Origin of the sequence: Neobacillus drentensis NBRC 102427, assembly GCF_001591445.1 — a bacterium.
In the GTDB taxonomy this organism is placed as follows: Bacteria; Bacillota; Bacilli; order Bacillales; family Cytobacillaceae; genus Neobacillus; species Neobacillus drentensis.
The window spans coordinates 17,200-34,811 of the sequence record NZ_BCUX01000012.1 but is presented as its reverse complement, the minus strand read 5'-3'; the positions used below and the strand labels follow the sequence as shown (position 1 = coordinate 34,811).

Genomic DNA, 17,612 nt, shown 5'->3' with positions numbered 1-17,612 from the left:
CACTTATCCTCCCGCCTTTTGCATAATGGCTGCCTGATCCTGATATTGGATATTGTAGATACGCCGGTACGCTCCACCATGGGCGAGCAGCTGTTCATGTGTGCCGCGTTCGATGATTCCTCCCTGATCCAGAACCAAAATTTCATCGGCATGCTTAAGCGATGAAATACGATGGGCAATAATAAACGTCGTTCTCCCCTTCATGACCTCACGGAGGGCCTTTTGAATATGAAATTCAGTTTCCATATCGACCGCACTTGTGGAATCATCTAAAATAAGAATCGCCGGATTCATGCAAATGGCGCGTGCAATCGCAATCCGCTGTTTTTGCCCACCGGAGAGCCCCATTCCCCGTTCACCCAGCTTCGTATCATATCCATCAGGCAGCTCCATAATAAAATCATGAGCCTGTGCCCGTTTGGCCGCATCGATAATTTCCTCCATCGCCGCATCTGGCCTTCCGTAAGCAATATTTGCCTTGATAGTGGATGAAAACAGAAAGGTTTCCTGTAAGACAACGCCAATTTGCGAACGCAGCATTTTCAACCCGTATTCCTGAATAGGTCGATCATCAATCACAATCTTTCCTGCCGTCGGTTCATAAAAACGGGACAGAAGCTGAATCATGCTGGTTTTTCCAGAACCTGTTGCACCAATAAGCCCAATGGTTGTTCCTTGAGGCGCGGAAAAAGTGATTTCCTTAAGTGCGGCCGCCTCTTCCGATTGATAGTGGAACGTGACCTGATTGAAGTTCACCTTTCCTGCCATTCTGCCGGTATTTCTGATGTCATCGCCATCCATAATCGTTTCATCTGCTTCCAATACTTCAAGAAGCCTTTCGCCGGAAGCTTTTGCCTGTGAGAACATATTGATGGTGAATCCCAGGTTCATAATCGGCCAAATAATATACCAAACAAGACTGTAGAAGGCGACAAGCTCCCCTGGCTTTAAGGCTCCACTGATCACTTGAAATCCGCCATAGGCCAGCAAGGCGACAACGGAAATATTGCCGATCAGCTCCATTAGCGGAAAATATTTCGACCATACCACCGACGTAGCAAGCTGCTTGGTCCTGTACTCCTGATTGGAGGAGTTAAAGCGCTTGGTTTCCTCCTTTTCTTTTGACATGGCTTTAACCGTATGGATCCCGTTAATATTTTCCTGCACCATGGTATTTAAGCGGCCGAGCGATTCGCGAATCCCGCGGAACGCCGGATGGACGGCTCTATCGAACTTATAAACCACCACACTTAAAAAAGGCAGTGACATCATCGTGACCAAAGTCAGGGAAACGGAATAATAGAACATCACACAAAGACTGGTCCCCACGACAATGACAAAGCGAAGGACCTCGCTAAAGCCGAAGGATACAAAAAAACGGAAACCTTCCACATCCGCGGTCAAACGGGACATTAGATCCCCTGTCTTTGCGTTATCGTAATAGCTGAAGGATAGCCGCTGCAGCTTTTCATATAGAGCATTTCGGAGCAAGTACACGGATTTAATGCCGAACATATCTGCCAAATAATGCTGAATGAAAGTAGAGAAGGCTTTTACCCCCATGATCACGATAAATCCCAAGGCAATCCACGGTACCCAGTCATATTTCCGCCCAAGCACGACATCATCAATGGTTACCTGCAAAATGACAGGATAGATGACGGTAATCGCAGCGACAAGCAGCATAAAGAGCAACGACCAGATAAAATCCTTTTTAAAAGGAAGATAAAACGACTTTAACTTTTTAAAAACGAACATTTTTTCCTCCTTATGTAACCTGAAAATTTACATACCTTACATTTATATAGATTTAAGTTAGAAATATTTCGAAACTCGTTAAATTAGGTTGTCAAAATTTTTGATAAACTCCACCTCCTTTAGTGCCATAAACCGGCACCCATGTAAGCCCTTCCATTATTTTAGCAGTATGATTCCCTCCATCCTATTGGCAAAACCATAGATTCATTGGTTAAAATAAAGTCTTTTGCCCACAAAAAAAAACGTACCACCCTTCGACGTGGCACGTTTCTTCTATTAGTATTATTTATGGCTCTCAGTCAATGCCTGATGGGCCAGCAATAGCGCCCCTGTAATCCCGGCATCATTGCCTAAACCAGGGCTTACAATATATTCTGACAGCTCCGGCAATGAAACATAATCACGGAGAAACTCCTTCAAATGCTGGCAGATAGAAGGGAATACCTGTTTCTGGTTCATGACGCCGCCGCCCAGGATAATCTTTTTCGGCGAAAGAATCAAAATATATTGCATCAGTGCCTGGGCGATATAGTAGCCTTCTAATTCCCATACTTCATTTCTGTCCACTAACTCAATTCCTTTTTGCCCCCAGCGCCCTTCAATGGCAGGGCCGGCCGCCAATCCTTCCAGACAATCTCCGTGGTACGGGCACCGCCCCTGATATGGATCCTCCGGATGACGCCTAACCAAAATATGCCCCATTTCCGGATGAGAATGCCCTTGAAGCATCTGCCCCTGAACGAGCGCTCCTGCTCCAATTCCTGTTCCAACCGTTATATACAAGCAGCTATCCATCCCTTTGGCTGCACCAAAAGTCGCCTCGCCTAACGCAGCGGCATTCACATCCGTATTAAATCCAATGGGAACCCCAAATTCATCCTCAAACCCTTGCACAAACGGATAATCCTTCCATCCTGGTTTTGGGGTAGACGTGATGTGCCCGTATGTGGGACTTTCCCGGTGAACATCAATCGGACCAAACGACCCAATTCCGATCGCTTCGATCGGGTATTTTTTAAAAAATTCAATGACCTTCGGAATCGTTTCATCCGGGGTAGTGGTAGGGATTTGAATTCGGTCCACAATCGTGCCCTTTTCGTCTCCAACGGCACAAATAAATTTTGTCCCTCCAGCTTCAATTCCACCTAGCATTCGCAGCTCCTCCTAATCAATTATTCATTAAACCGGCCTGCGCCCTTCAGGAAATGAAACAATGCCCCGATTAGGTTTGCATCATTATCAAATTGACAGGCTTGCACTTCTATTCGCAACGTTGAAATGTCGTCCCTTAACCTCTTTAATTCACGATTGACCCCGTCAATCACTTCCTGCCGCTTGCTAATGCCGCCGCCAATGAGGATTTTTTGCGGGTCCAAGGCATATTTTAAATTATAAATTCCGATGGCGAGCCGTTTATAAAATTCTGCAATACTCTCCTTGGCAATCGTGTCACCTTTATCGGCAAGAAGAAATACTTCTTCACCATTCAACGTTCCTTTTGCCAGTGACTTTCTCCTGGCAACCTCCTCCACTAAAGCATGGGTCGAAGCAGTCTTGCTCCAGGTTTGATCAAGCGGATTTTTAGACTGTGCTCCCATAATCATGTAACCGAACTCCCCGCCGTGGAGAGATGCACCGCGTAAGATCGATTGGTTAATGACGATACTGCCGCCAATTCCTGTACCTATGACAATACAAATATAGTATTCCGTGCCTTTTGCTGCACCTAACCATCCTTCCGCCAAAGCGGCGCAATTGGCATCATTTTCGATCGATACCGGGAAACCCGTTCGCCCCCTTATGAGGTCAGTCATACAAACTCTATGTATATACGGAATCGCACTGGCACCGCCAATAAACCCCGTTTTAACATTTACAGCACCGGGTGAACTTAAAGCAATGCCTTGCAATTCAAATGAATTCGAATATTCTTTTGTTACTTGGCTAAGTTTTTGCAAGAAACTTTCTAATCCTTCACAAGGAGTCGGAAACTTCCCACTTTCTAATTTCTTTCCTTCTTGATCCATAACAGCATATTTTATATAGGTGCCGCCAATATCGAATACCATGTACGCTCTCATCCGACTCACCTCATTTTCATTCTCTGCCCATTTCATGGTTAAAACCCATTGTTTTCGGACAACTGTTTATACCATTTCCCTGATTTTTTAACCGTTCGTGTTAAATGGTTCTTTAAATCTACTTCCACTAATCCATATCGGTTCTTATAAGCGTTCGTCCATGACCAGTTATCCATGAAGGTCCATAGGTGATATCCCAAGCAATTCGCTCCCTCTTCAAGCGCTTTATGCACCCATTTCAAGTGTTCCTGAATAAATTCAACCCGATAATCATCCTCAATAAACCCTTCCACATGACGGAACTTTTCTTCCCCTTCAACACCCATTCCATTTTCCGAAATAAAGAATGGCAGATTACTATAGTTGTCACGGAGGTCAATCATAATATCATAGATAACTTCCTCGCAGATTTCCCAACCACGGTGCGGATTGATTTTCCTGCCTGGCATGATATAAGGATCAAAAAGATGTTCCGGCATAAACGGAACATTCTCCGGCTCAGGCTTCTCTTTCGCTTTAACACGGCGCGGCTGGTAGTAGTTCACGCCTAATAGATCAATCGGATTATTCCTAATCACTTCCAAATCACCGGCCTCCACGGCTGGAAGCAGGTCTCTTTCATTTAAAATATCAACCAAATCACGGGGATACTCCCCTTTTGTGACCGGATCAAGGAAGCTGCGGTTAAAGAATAAATCCGAAATATGGGCAGCCTTTACATCTTCGGCATCCTGGCTCCGTGGATAAGATGGGGTGAGATTGAGGATAATGCCAATTTTCCCGTCCACATTAATTTTTCTAAAGGCTTCTACTGCCTTCGCATGGGCCACAATGGTATTGTGGGCAACCGTTGCCCCCCGTTTGAAATCCACTATATTTGGATAATGCCAATTATATAAATACCCGGCCTCAACCGGGACGATCGGTTCGTTAAAGGTAAACCAATATTTCACTCGGTCGCCAAATAAGCGAAAGCAGGTCTCCGCATAATTCACATAGGCATCGATGACCTCCCGGCTTTCCCAACCGCCTTTTTCCTGCATGCACATCGGCATATCGAAATGGTATAAATTCATAAACGGTTCGATGTCATGAGAAATCAATTCATCGATGACCTGGTTGTAAAAGGCAACGGCCTTCCCGTTTACTTCACCAGTTCCATTCGGAATCAAACGTGACCATTGAATCGAGGTCCGAAAGGAGTTATGGCCCGTTTCTTTCATCAGCTGTATATCTTCTTTAAACCGATGATAGAAATCCGATGTATGTTCCGGGCCAACCCCATGATGAAAACAAGCAGGTTCCATGCTGTACCAATAATCCCAGATACTTTGCTTTCTTCCATCCATCAGCGCTGCGCCTTCCGTTTGCGGGCCTGATGCGGCACTTCCCCACCAAAAGTTTTTTGGAAAATGATAGGTAAGGTTATCTTCTTGCAAACTATTAACCATTGATTATCACCATTCTTTTATTTAATTTTTCTCCATTCACTTGGTGTCGTTCCCACACTTTTTTTGAACTGTTTATAGAAATAAGCCGTATCCGAATATCCGACCTTTTTGCCAATTTCACCTGCACGGTAATGGGTGGTTTTGAGGAGCTCCTTTGCCTTTTCCAATCGGTATCGGTTTAGGTATTCTGAAAAAACTGCCCCTACTTCTTTTTGAAATAATTGCCCCAAATAGATGGCATTAACATGAAACTGCTGGCCCAATGTTTTTAACGAAATCCCTTCATCATAGTGGGCATGGATATAATCAAGGACATTTTGGACAATTGGACTGCGATTATTAACTTGCTTATGGATTAAAAAAATTAATTCCTGGCAATATTCCTTCAAAATGGCTTTCATCTCGTCAATATCAGAGCTATACACGATTCTTTCGATGGCAGCTGTATGATAGGAGAGATCATTCGGCTGCAACGAATAATGGATATAAGAAAGTAAATCAACGATATATTTTCTGGCAGCTGGCGGGGAGATAAAGCTGGAATTCTTGGTGAGATCCTGAAAAAAAGAATCAATACGTTGAATAACTTCTCCCTCTGCTTTCAATAGCTGCTTGACAATCGTTTCTTTAAATTCTTGCTGTTTTTTTAATTCTTCATGCTTATCAATCGTCAAATGTTCGGAAAGAAGTACATTTGGGCATGAATATAGCTGCAATAAGCTGTATTCCCTTGCTCTCATAAAACTTTCTTCTAATACGTCTACCGTTTTTACCGGCTTTCCCATCGCTAAATAGAATAATCCGGCCCCTCTTTTTTCATCTTTTAGCTGCTCGACCAGGCCTTGGTTATATCGATACAGTTCCTCTTCCTTTTCGCTCCCTAAAATAATGATCAAGTCTTGATTTGGACTGAATAAACAAACGGCTGCGCAATGTTCCTCAATAAAGGTTCTGATTTCCTTTAAAATCTCAACTCTGTAATAGTTTTCAAAGCTTAAAATAGAAACAGCATAATACGGCTGAGTAAACTGGATATCATATAATGACAATCTTTCCAGACAGTCGTTCTTCTCAATCTCGCCATTTAAATACCGCCAAAGGGTATTGTCCATTAGGGTAGACGGTTCCTGTGCCTGATTACCTCCCGACACTGCATTCATTTTCCGGCCTACATTTTGAATGGTCGATAATAATTCTTCCTCATCCACAGGTTTGACTAAGTAGTTTTCAATCCCTAATAACAGACCTTGCTTAATATACTCAAACTCTTGATAACCAGTTAAAATTATACATTTCACCTTCGGCTGGATTTTTTTCGCTTCCTCAATTAAATCCAACCCGGACATTTCTCCCATTAATATATCGGTAATTAGGAGATCGACTGGATGTTCTTTAAGATAGGTAAGAGCCTCTTCCCCACTCTCGGCACGCGACACAATTTCAAAGCCATAGTCCTCCCAATCTAGGAGGGCTTGAAGGCCTATCGTAATTAACGGCTCGTCATCAACCAGAAGTACCTTATACATGGCTGGTCCCTCTTACTGGAATAGAAAGTGTCACAATCGTTCCCTTATCTTTGATACTTTTCACAGAAATGCCGAATGCGTCTCCATATTTCAGTTTTAAACGGTGATGGATATTTCTCAATCCAATTGAATCCATTTCATCCCCGTCTTCACAATTAAGATGCTGGACAATCATCGCAAGATCCTCCTCCGTTATCCCCTTACCATTATCCTCCACTGTGATTTCCAACGTTTCCCCAAGCTGAGTGGCACGAATGTGTAACTCATTGTCAGAACGGTCCTTTCTAAAACCATGAACAAAATAATTTTCGATGATCGGCTGCAAAATGAGCTTTTGCACAGGTGTTTGCTCCACGTCACTAGGTATATGAATATCAACCTGTAGTTTGTTTGGGAATTTAAATTGCATTAATTTTAAATACTGATTGACATATTCAATTTCTGTATATAAAGGCACCGTGTCTTTTGATTCTAACGAGTAGCGGAATAGCTTTGATAAATGGAAAATCATTTTACTAGAAGTTTTTGAACCCTCTACGACAGCCACCATCCGTATCGCCTCTAACGTATTAAATAAAAAATGAGGATCGATTTGGGCCTGAAGCGCTTTTAATTCCGCTTGCTGCTGCTTTAAATTTAACAGGTAAAATTGTTCAATATAATTATTCAATTCATCTAACATCGAATTGATATTGACAGCAATCCTTGATAATTCATCTTCATGCTTGGATCCCGGTATCCTGGCATCCAGATTTCCGTTCTCAACCTGACGAATAATCGAAACAATCTTATTAATACGCCTTGAATAATTTCGAGTAAACGAATAGGATATTAAAATGGAAATAACGATGAAGAATATAATGACGCCCCACATGGTTCCCCTTACGATCGTCAGCTTTTGCCACCCTCTATCGGGAATAACACTGACATACGTATAATCCCCCTGGTTCGCAATGGTACTGATATAAAAATGATCATTCTGCCACTTTATTTTTTTCTCATTTGTTTCAGGCTTGATCTGTTTGATCATATCTAAGGGAACTTCACCCTTATTGACGGAATAGATGATTTTGCCTTCAGCATCCATGATAAAAAAGGAAGCAGGCACTCCATCGCGCTTTTTGACCATTTTGTCTAGACGATTAGTAGCATAAAAAATAGTAATCTCACCTATTTTTTTCAAGGTCACTGGATTGTTAACGACAATCTTTTTGGTAAAGGTATCTTTTAGCTGCCTGCCTCGTGGAATAACATCCCCACCAAGATTAGGAATCTCTTCTGAAAGATACAGGCTGCCTAAATGCCTAGAAGGATCGATGATGCTTTTATTCCATCGTAAATTTTGAAAAATGAGCAGGTATTCTACAGAAGGGGTTTCCAACGAACGTAAACTAATCGCGTTAATATCGCTATCTTGACCGAAATAGGCATTGAAATACGTATCAATATTATTCGGTACAAAGGACTTGCCCTCCGAAAATTTATTGAGACGGTATTCCAAATATTTCGCATACCCGTTTTGAAGGGCAAAGGTCATATCATCAATGACTTCCCCTTTAACATAAAAATCCCTTTTGGATCGATTAATATCTGCATCTTTAGCGGAAAAATAATCCTCCACCCGCTCCATCGTTCTGGTATTGACGTTCACTTCTTTTTGAATAATCACTTCGGAGTAATAGTTCGTAATCGTAACGATTAAAACAATGATGGTTAAAATAATAGTGATAGATGATGCCAAGAATAGTTTATTAAATATTTTTTGAGTAAAACGTCCTTTTCTTCTTAATCCCATTTTGATGTCCTCAAATTATACTTATTTTTTTTTCTAGTCTACCACTGGAACCTACGGTTTCAAATAAAAGCAAGCTGAGATTTCCCACCCAGCTTGACTTTTTTGTTCTTATTTTTGCTTGCTCTTCCATTCGTCAAATTGCTTTTGAATTTCTTTTAAGACTTTGTCAATTCCAGCTTCTTTTAACTTCTTATTATATTTTGGCAAGTACTCTTCTGGGTCAACAGAACCTGTTGCCAATGCCGGATAGAATTCTTTTGAAATATTCGTAATCGATGCAAGCTCAGATCTTACTGAGTCGCTGTTAAAATGGAAACCAAGGGTTGGCGCTGTTTTGGCAGATTTGTTAAACTCTTCGAATTTATCCCATTTATCTTTAGGATCATTTTCATACAAATCCAAAACAAAGAAGTTTCCAAGTGAATAAGATGGAACATTATAACGATCGATACGTGCTGGAAGGTCTTTAATTGTTCCGTCGTCATTTTTTTCGTAATGAACACCTTCAATACCTTTGTCAACAAGGTTACGAAGATATGGGTCTGTGTTAAGCAGTGTCAGGAACTCCATTGCTTTCTCAGGATTCTTGGAAGTGGCTGAGATGGCCTGAATGGAACCGGATACAGAATCATTAATGGTAGTCGGATCTTCAGCCGGAACAGAAACAACATCATACTTAGCCGAGCGAGACCATAATAAATCAGCATATGGCTGAGAATCACCCATACGGACAAACCAGTTTTCTACATCCATTGGCCAGCTGTCTTTACTTGTCGCTGCATCTTCTTTAAGGAATCCAGCCTTATAATATTGATGCATGGTTTTATAGGTTTTCATGGTTAAGTCAGATTCAAATTGATTAATCACATGGTCACGATCGCCTTCCATCGCAAAGGCAAATGGCATTTCATTATTAAAGATATAATCGTATGGCAGATAGGCTTTGAATGTTGCCATTGGAGTGACGCCAGGTTCATTTTCTTTAATGGTTTTTAGCATCGGTTCAAGGTCTTCCAAGGTTTTTACTTTTGAAAGATCAAAGTGGTATTTTTCTACAAGGCGTTTATTAAAGGTATAAACCGATTGTCTTGCTGCCTCTTTATTAGTAGGAACGCCGTAAATTTTTCCATTGACCTTAATTCCTTCTAACAGGGCCGGGTTGAGAGCCTCTTTAAGCTCTTTGCCCTCTTTTTCTAACATACCGTCAATGTCCTTAAAGGCACCTTTTTGGGCATTTTGAACGTAAGAGGTACCATTAGTAAAAATAATGTCAAACGGTTCCCCTGAATTGATCATCACCTGTGATTTTTGATCCCAATCACCCCAGTCAATCTGCGTCATTTTCACTGTGGCATTGATTTTTTTCTTTGTGTACTTGTTGACTTCTGCAAAGACTTTTTCAGTATCTTTTTGCGGGGTTCCAATGGTGTACCAATTAATTTCATAAGGCTGGCCATTTTTACCGCTTTTTTCGGATGTGGCACTGTCTTTGCTGGTGCAGGCAGATAGAAGGGTTCCAGCTGCCAGTAGGGATGCGAGCATAATGCCTAACTTCTTTTTGTTCATTCCTCTTCTCCTCTTTCTGTTGATTATTCTTTAACGCCGCCAATCGTCAGTCCGCTAATAAAGTACTTTTGGAAGAACGGGTACGAGACTGCGATCGGTAAGGTGGCGATTACAACCATAGCCATTTTGGCTGATTCTTGCGGAATCGTATCAAATAAACTTGTCTGCATGATAGCGACATCCATATTTTTTCTCATAAATTCAAGATTTGCCTCAATTTTCATGAGTAAAGCTTGAAGCGGCACCAGATTAGGGTTATCAATATAAAGCAAGGCTGTAAACCAGTCATTCCAATAACCCAGTGTACTGAACAAGGCAATTGTGGCAATTCCCGGTAAGGAAAGCGGGAAGATGATTTGGAAGAAGATTCTCCATTCACTTGCCCCATCGATTCTTGCCGATTCCAATATCGATTCAGAAACGGACTTTAAGAAGAAGGTTCTCATGATGATAATGTAAAACGCATTCATCGCAAGGGGCAGAATCAGTGCCCAAACGGAATTTTTCAAATGCAGGAACTGGGTGACAACGATGTAAGTAGGCACCAGTCCGCCGCTGAAAAGCATCGTAAAGAATGCTAGAAACGTGAAAAATCTTCGATACTTAAATTGCGGTCTGGAAATCGCGTAGGCATAAAAGGTAATCATGAACACACTGATGATGGTACCGATAATTGTAATAAAAATTGTGACACCATAGGAGCGGAAAAAGGACTCCTTCATACCCCAGAGATAATGATAAGCATCCAAGCTCCATTCCTTCGGGATCAATTGAAAACCGTTCCTGACTATACTTTCCTCACTGGTAAACGAAATGATTATGACATAGATAAAAGGAAAGATACACGTAAATGCGAGAATCCCAAGCAGCACACTAATAATAGCATTTGCGGCCGGATGCATATGTTGAGGGTTCCGATACTTCTTCCTGATGACCTTAGGCTTCCCCTCTTTTATTTCTTCTACTGGTTTTGAAATAAGAAGCGTTGATTGGGTTTGTTCTAGTTTTGGCATATCATTAGCCGCCGGGCGACTTTTCCTCCCTTCGTAAAGAAATGAACATTAAAACAAGGCACTTTCCTCATCCACTTTACGGACAATGTAGTTGGTAATGATCACGAGGATAAATCCAACAGCCGACTGGTATAGACCTGCAGCCGTACTCATGCCGATATCCCCCAGATTCATAAGACCCCGGTATACGAAGGTATCAATTACATTTGTCACCCCATATAGAGCTCCCGAATCTCTTGGCACTTGATAAAACAATCCGAAATCTGAGTTGAAGATCCGCCCAATATTCATGATGGTCAGGATAATCATTAATGGCTTAAGCATTGGCAGGGTAACATGTTTAATCTGCTTCCATTTTGAAGCGCCATCAATCATCGCTGCCTCATAATACGTCCGGTCAATCCCGACGATGGAGGCTAAGTAAACGATACTGCCGTAACCAACGCCCTTCCACATGCTCATGAATACGAGAATAAATGGCCAATATTTCGATTCGCTATACCACGATATAGGGTCGACATGCAACCAGCCAAGAATATGATTTAACAAGCCGTGTTCCGTACTTAAGAAAGTGAAGACAAAATAACTGCCGATAACCCATGAAATAAAATGCGGGAACAAGATAGAAGTTTGGTAAACCTTCGACAGCCTCTTATTGATTAACTCACTGAGCAAGATAGCTGTTGCAACTGCCGTTACCAGCCCTAATATGATAAAGACAAGATTGTAGAGGATGGTATTTCTGGTAATGATCCAGGCATCATTTGTACTAAATAAATATTTGAAGTTGTCAAAGCCAACCCATTCACTATTCATGACGCTGGCAAAAAATCCATCGGGATCAATTCGGAACTTTTTAAAGGCCAATACCTGTCCAAACATCGGCAAATACGAAAATAGGAGCAGCCAAATTGTTCCTGGTAACACCATAAGCAGCCAAACTCGATTTTTATAGAGATCACTTAATATCCTTTTCATGTTTCTCCTCCTTCCGAATGTTATGTAAGCACTTCCATACCTTTATTTTATAGGGAAAAGAGACCTAATTATAGTTGACTAATTTGGGATTAGGTGCAAAAATCTTAGAATCATACAACATTTAGTCAAAAAAAGTCAATAACCGACTGGGGCAGCCCCAGTCGGTTCATTTTTTTCCTCTAAAACTCGAAAAGTCTTCATCTCCAGAGAAACCTTGCCACTAAACAGCTTCTGCTGCTAGTTTGTCTTTTCTGGGGATATAACCAAAACGACACCGTTTTCGATTTGAATGGATGTTCCGATCGTGGTATTGTCCCGCAGCCAGTCATTTGCGTGAATGCTTAGGACATATCCGTTTTTCGGAATGGCAGAATTATTCCCACCTCTTTTAACCACTTTCCCATCTTCTACAGTGATTTCATATCCCCATGGGTTTGTTCGGGTCGTCTCTCCATAGACAGGCGTATACTGAATCAGCTGGCCAGCTCCACGGGATTTATTTACCCCATCTAACATTCGATAATCGACCACATCAAGGTCTCTCCACATGCTATCGATTAAGAACGGCTTAATAACCTCTTTTCCAATTTCCTGCGGTTGTTGATACGCCTGCATCATTAAGGTTTTTAAGGTATCTTTATACGAATTAGCTTCATCGTTCTGTCCGTTTTTGTCAGCCATTAAATAGTGAACAGCAACTTCTCCAGCTTCACCATAGACGGTAAGATTCTGAAGGTAAGGATCAATGGCAGTTAAAAATGCTTCATTATCAATGTCTTTTCGAATAGTTTCTGGAATTTGCTGCAGCTCTTTAAATTCAGTAATTAACTGCTCGGCTTCTTGGCTGCCACCCTCGCTATCATACGCTTTCCAGAACTGATCAATGACCGGCCGCAGTGTAAGTTCTAATGGCGGTACCACTAAAGCACTTTTCACTAAGAATGGTTTGATGACACCCTGCCCCACCTTTTGAGGGATCTGCTCGGATTGATTGAACAAGGTAATCAGCTGTTTCCTATATGCAGCAGCCTGGTCGGTATGGCCATTTTTCTGAGCCATCATATATTGAACAGCCGTTTCCCCCGCCTTACCATAGATATTTACTTTTTCTAAATAAGGTTCTATTTCCTGAAGGAACTTTTTATTGTCCATTTCCTGCTGAAGTTTAGCTGGAGCATGCTGAATCTTTTTAAATTCAGCGATTAACTGTTCTGCTGCTTGATCGGCATCACCTGCCACATAGGCCTTCCAGAACGCATCGATCAATGGCGTTAAAGTAAGGGACTCTGTGGTATTAATCGGTGAGGAATACATATTCTCCGCTACGGTTTTAAGCGTTTCTCCGGCCTCTCCACCAAAGGATTGAATACTGCGCTTCCATGAATCGATTGGGTCATAGGCCTCCGGATTCCAAGTATAATCCGCAATCGTGTACAAAGGAATTTTGGAAGCTTCGGCTTCGTTCATTGGATTTGCCGTTAACCCTGCAACTCCATGCTTGGATAAATCAGTATCACGTCCTACAAGGGGACCGAGGAACAAGCTATTCCGGTCATAGTCGTTTACTGGGTAATTGTCCCATAATAACATATCGTGTTTAAATACTCCGTGAACCTCATCCGCTTCTTGGGCAGCGACCTGCTCTGACACAACCTTTTGACCTGTCCACATAACAACCGTGTCCTTGTCAAGTAATTCAGCAAATCGATCACGGTAAGGAGATGGCCCGTTTCCGGAATAATCCGTCGGAACGGTTATCAACCGCTCGGCCCCCTCATGGGTATTGATAAATTCTTCTGTAAACCGATTTAACAGATAAGCATGTGCAGCAGCAACCGGATTTGTATCTCCTGCAAATTTTTCCCGATCTTGCTGACAGCTTAAGTTCATATCAATATCATCTAGAAAAATCGCATAGGAGCGGACACCCAAGTCCCACATCGTGTCCATCTTCTTTTCTAGCAAGGCGAAATCTTGATCCCCGGAATAGCAGATGGATTGACCAGGGGACAGCGAGAAGGTGAATTTCACATGATTCTCTTTGGCCTTTTCAATCAGCTCGGTAATTTCCGCTAATTCCGCCTCTGGGTAAGGATCACGCCAGTTCTCGCGATGATAAGGATCATCCTTCGGAGCGTAAATATACGTATTCAGTTTATTTTCTCCGTAGAATTCCAGCTGGGAGATTCTGTCCTCATGTGTCCATGGCGGGCCATAGAACCCTTCGATGGAGCCACGAATCGGCATTTCCGGCCAGTCATGAATTTCTGCCTCCGGAATCCAATCTCTTCCTTCCCGCTTTTGAATCAAGTGTTTGAACGTTTTGGCCGCATAATACGTTCCCGCCTTGTCCTTCCCGGCAAGAACAATCTGATTCTTTCCTTTTTGCTTGGATACCAGTACATATCCCTCATCCTTTAAAGATTCAGGTCCTACTACTCCCATCTGATCTAAGACAGCGTCTGAATCCTTATTTTCCGAAGGCCCGCCGACCCAGATGGTAACAGGGGTTGTTACCTTCTCCCCGGCATGAATACGGACAATATGTTTTACGTCCGCAGCCTCCAATGCCTCAACAACTTCGTTGATAGCTTGTTCATCCGTTTTCTTGCCTACCACAATTCCGACACTTGGTGTCAGGGGAAACCCTTTATCTGATATTTTTAGCTCCTGCGGTGTTGGATTCAAGGCAAGGTCTCCTCTGCCTGCCGCCGAAGCCTGTCCGGTTCCATTTGGAAACGCTGACAGAGTACACAGCCCGAACGTAACACAAACCGCTATCACCTGTTTTCCATGTTTAAAAAAAGACATACTGTTTATCCTCCTCAAATCGCTTCCCGTAAGGACGGTTCTTGAACCGTCCCCCACGTTACCATATCTTAGTTTTGTGATGCAAAGACGCTGAATTCGTACAGAGAGTAGCCCCAGCTGCTTGAACGTTTGATGCCTTGCATTTTAACGTATCGAGCTTCGACGGCAGGGAACTGAATTTCATCGGTTCCTCCGTTGCTGTTTAGCTCTGTGTAAACATCTGTCCACTGACTTCCGTCGTTTGACACTTGAATTTTATATTGTTTTCCATAGGCAGATTCCCAGTATAATTTCACTTTATCAATGGAATACACTTGCCCAAGGTCGACGCTGAGCCATTGATTATCAGTGTACAAGGAGGCCCATCTAGTATTGTTGTTCCCGTCTACGGCCAGGTTTGGCGTCAGCCAGCTGACTTCACTCGAAGAAGCGTCAGCTTTTTTCCCTTCCGCTATATTTTTCCCGTTAAGCGCCCGCTCCAGAAAGGTCGGAACCACGCCTATACTCAGCTTCTGCGGGATTTCGTTTATCGCTGTCATCGATTGGTGGAGCACCATGCGCTCCGCAGCAGCCATAGCCGTATCCCCACTCTGCCCCGCCAGCACCATGTTAACGGCCGACTCACCTGCTTGTCCATATAGCTCCAGCTTATTTAAATACCCGGCGACCTCCTTCAAGAAGTTCGGATTATCCACCTGCTCCCGCAGCTGCTTAGCGGCCTGCTCCATCTTGCCGAATTCCTGTAACAAGGCCTTGCCAGCAACGGAAACTGCCTGACTGTCCTTTGCTTCCTCTGCCAGCCAAAATTGCTCGATTAGCGGCTTTACTCTTTCCGAAACCGGCTCCCGGTTGTTATTGAGACTCGTAGCATACGAGGCTTCCACAAAGAGATTTAAAGGTTCATAGGCTGCTCCGGCAAATTCCTTCAGACTCCGCTTCAGCGAATCAGCCGGGTCATAGGCTTCAGGGTTCCACGTATAATCGGCAACGGTAAACAGTGGAATTTTTGAAGCTTCTGCCTCATTCATTGGATTGGCTGTTAAGCCAATCACACCATGTTCAGGCGTTAAATCCGAATCCCGACCCGTCAGCGGCGCTAGGAACAAGCGGTTGCGATCAAAATCATTCACCGGGTAGTTATCCCAAATCAGCAAATCGTGTTTAAAAATCGCATGAATTTTATCGGCATCCTGTGACGTAATCGTAGGAGCCACGACACCAATTCCTGTCCATTGAACAATAATGTCAGACTGAACCAGCTCAGCAAAACGTGTCCGGTAAGGAGTGGTTCCCGCCTGATAATAGTCTGTCGGAACCGTGATTAAGCGCTCCGCACCGTTGTGTTTTTTAATAAATTCTTCGTTAAATCGATTTAATAGATACGCCTGTGCCGCTGCCGGCGGGTTCGGATCTCCGCCAAACATCGCCCTGTCTTCAGGGGAATGGAGGCTCGGGTCAATATCATCAAGGTATAAGGCAAACGATCTCACGCCGATATCCCACATGGCTTGGGCCTTTTGAATCAATGCCTTCAGGTCCGACTCACTGGAATATGTGATTGTATTCCCCGGCGAAATTGCGAATGTAAAGGCGACATGGTTTTCTTGTGCGGCCTGGACTAGTTCGGTAAGCTCCGCTATCTTATCCGCAGGATACGGCTCCTTCCATTTTTCCCGGTGGTAAGGGTCATCCTTCGGAGCATAAATATAGCTGTTCATCTTATGCTCACCGTAAAATGCGATCTGACGCAAGCGATCCTCGTGTGACCATGGCGCACCATAAAAGCCTTCTATTGAGCCCCTGATTGGCATCGTAGGCCAGTCCTTAATTTCCACCTCAGGAATCCAATCAGTTCCTTTCCGTTCGACAATGATTTGTTCGAAGGTTTGGGTCCCGTAATACGTCCCTGCCTCATCATGTCCGGAAATAACAATATGTTTTTTATCCTTGGTGCCGTGCTTGGAGGAGACAATATACCCCTCTTTTTTTGTCATTACCAAATCCTCCAGGCCAGTGGACTGCTGAATGGTTTTCAGCTCGTCCGGGTCGGAGAATTCCCCCAACCAAATGATGACGGGTGCCTGGAGATTAGGGGACTTGATATCACTCTCCACAATGGTGGTAACACCTGCCTCCTTTAGGGCTTGCTTCAATTCAGCAATCGCCGCAGGATCGGTTCCTCTTTCAGTAACCAATCCTACTTTTGGATTCAGCGGGAAACCTTTGTCTGTTTGTTCTAACGATTTCGGGATGGGGGATACAGTCATTTCGTAGGTTTCACTTGCCTTTGCTTTTCCTGCTGCTTGAATATTCAGCGGGACCAATAACCCTGATACCAAACAGGCTGAAACAACTGCCTTTAATGCTTTACTTTTTGCCACCTTTGCCACCTCTTCTTCTATCATTTTGAATTCTTAGGGACGAATCTCGTATTTCAAGATGTTCCGGTTTATTAGTAACCGCTTCCATCGATTCGACAAAAAAAAGCAGGACAACACCAAGCAAGGAGGAAGTCCTCCTTACAAAGCGTCGCCCTGCCTGATCGTATCAGTAACATGCGAAATCGTTATTCGTCCCTATATGGGGCATTATAGACAATAGTGTATAAGGTTCATAGGGTCAAACATCCTATT

General features: G+C 43.1%; 12 protein-coding genes. All 12 read right to left on the bottom strand.

Annotated elements, in window-relative coordinates:
* Positions 1-3: 3 nt before the first annotated feature.
* Complete coding sequence (locus BDR01S_RS07325) at positions 4-1,758, bottom strand: ABC transporter ATP-binding protein (protein ID WP_066250281.1); 1,755 nt, start codon at positions 1,756-1,758, stop codon at positions 4-6.
* A 282-nt stretch (positions 1,759-2,040) separates the two neighbouring features.
* Positions 2,041-2,910, bottom strand: a complete 870-nt coding sequence (locus tag BDR01S_RS07320) for an ROK family protein (RefSeq protein ID WP_066250279.1) — start codon at positions 2,908-2,910, stop codon at positions 2,041-2,043.
* A 20-nt stretch (positions 2,911-2,930) separates the two neighbouring features.
* Entirely contained in the window at positions 2,931-3,875 is a 945-nt protein-coding gene (locus BDR01S_RS07315; protein WP_235846510.1) for an ROK family protein, read from the bottom strand.
* A gap of 2 nt (positions 3,876-3,877) precedes the next feature.
* The gene (gene gmuD / locus BDR01S_RS07310) at positions 3,878-5,290 is read right to left on the bottom strand and encodes a glycoside hydrolase family 1 protein (RefSeq protein ID WP_066250276.1); all 1,413 of its coding nucleotides are present in this window, start codon (positions 5,288-5,290) and stop codon (positions 3,878-3,880) included.
* A gap of 17 nt (positions 5,291-5,307) precedes the next feature.
* A complete protein-coding gene (locus tag BDR01S_RS07305; RefSeq protein WP_066250273.1) occupies positions 5,308-6,816 on the bottom strand; it encodes a response regulator transcription factor in 1,509 nt (502 codons plus the stop codon).
* The gene (locus BDR01S_RS07300; protein WP_169801420.1) at positions 6,809-8,557 is read right to left on the bottom strand and encodes a sensor histidine kinase; all 1,749 of its coding nucleotides are present in this window, start codon (positions 8,555-8,557) and stop codon (positions 6,809-6,811) included. Before BDR01S_RS07300 ends, BDR01S_RS07305 begins: the two co-directional genes overlap by 8 nt.
* 162 nt (positions 8,558-8,719) lie before the next feature.
* Complete coding sequence (locus tag BDR01S_RS07295) at positions 8,720-10,177, bottom strand: ABC transporter substrate-binding protein (RefSeq protein WP_066250269.1); 1,458 nt, start codon at positions 10,175-10,177, stop codon at positions 8,720-8,722.
* A gap of 23 nt (positions 10,178-10,200) precedes the next feature.
* Positions 10,201-11,079, bottom strand: coding sequence for a carbohydrate ABC transporter permease (locus tag BDR01S_RS07290; RefSeq protein WP_051633567.1), 879 nt, complete (start codon positions 11,077-11,079; stop codon positions 10,201-10,203).
* Between the two features lie 159 nt (positions 11,080-11,238).
* On the bottom strand, positions 11,239-12,168 hold the full coding sequence (locus tag BDR01S_RS07285) for an ABC transporter permease (RefSeq protein ID WP_066250266.1): 930 nt from the start codon (positions 12,166-12,168) through the stop codon (positions 11,239-11,241).
* A gap of 237 nt (positions 12,169-12,405) precedes the next feature.
* The gene (locus BDR01S_RS07280; RefSeq protein ID WP_082797339.1) at positions 12,406-14,979 is read right to left on the bottom strand and encodes a glycoside hydrolase family 84 protein; all 2,574 of its coding nucleotides are present in this window, start codon (positions 14,977-14,979) and stop codon (positions 12,406-12,408) included.
* Between the two features lie 68 nt (positions 14,980-15,047).
* A complete protein-coding gene (locus BDR01S_RS07275; protein WP_169801419.1) occupies positions 15,048-17,369 on the bottom strand; it encodes a glycoside hydrolase family 84 protein in 2,322 nt (773 codons plus the stop codon).
* Complete coding sequence (locus BDR01S_RS25250; protein ID WP_157406119.1) at positions 17,347-17,484, bottom strand: hypothetical protein; 138 nt, start codon at positions 17,482-17,484, stop codon at positions 17,347-17,349. Before BDR01S_RS25250 ends, BDR01S_RS07275 begins: the two co-directional genes overlap by 23 nt.
* Between the last annotated feature and the right edge of the window lie 128 nt (positions 17,485-17,612).

Bases quoted from the DNA above. Each gene is read 5' to 3' on its own strand.
- BDR01S_RS07295 (WP_066250269.1), bottom strand. From the start codon at position 10,177: ATGAACAAAAAGAAGTTAGGCATTATGCTCGCATCCCTACTGGCAGCT.
- gmuD (WP_066250276.1), bottom strand. From the start codon at position 5,290: ATGGTTAATAGTTTGCAAGAAGATAACCTTACCTATCATTTTCCAAAA.
- BDR01S_RS07290 (WP_051633567.1), bottom strand. From the start codon at position 11,079: ATGCATCCGGCCGCAAATGCTATTATTAGTGTGCTGCTTGGGATTCTC.
- BDR01S_RS07285 (WP_066250266.1), bottom strand. From the start codon at position 12,168: ATGAAAAGGATATTAAGTGATCTCTATAAAAATCGAGTTTGGCTGCTT.
- BDR01S_RS07320 (WP_066250279.1), bottom strand. From the start codon at position 2,910: ATGCTAGGTGGAATTGAAGCTGGAGGGACAAAATTTATTTGTGCCGTT.
- BDR01S_RS07305 (WP_066250273.1), bottom strand. From the start codon at position 6,816: ATGTATAAGGTACTTCTGGTTGATGACGAGCCGTTAATTACGATAGGC.
- BDR01S_RS07315 (WP_235846510.1), bottom strand. From the start codon at position 3,875: ATGAAATGGGCAGAGAATGAAAATGAGGTGAGTCGGATGAGAGCGTAC.
- BDR01S_RS07325 (WP_066250281.1), bottom strand. From the start codon at position 1,758: ATGTTCGTTTTTAAAAAGTTAAAGTCGTTTTATCTTCCTTTTAAAAAG.
- BDR01S_RS07280 (WP_082797339.1), bottom strand. From the start codon at position 14,979: ATGTCTTTTTTTAAACATGGAAAACAGGTGATAGCGGTTTGTGTTACG.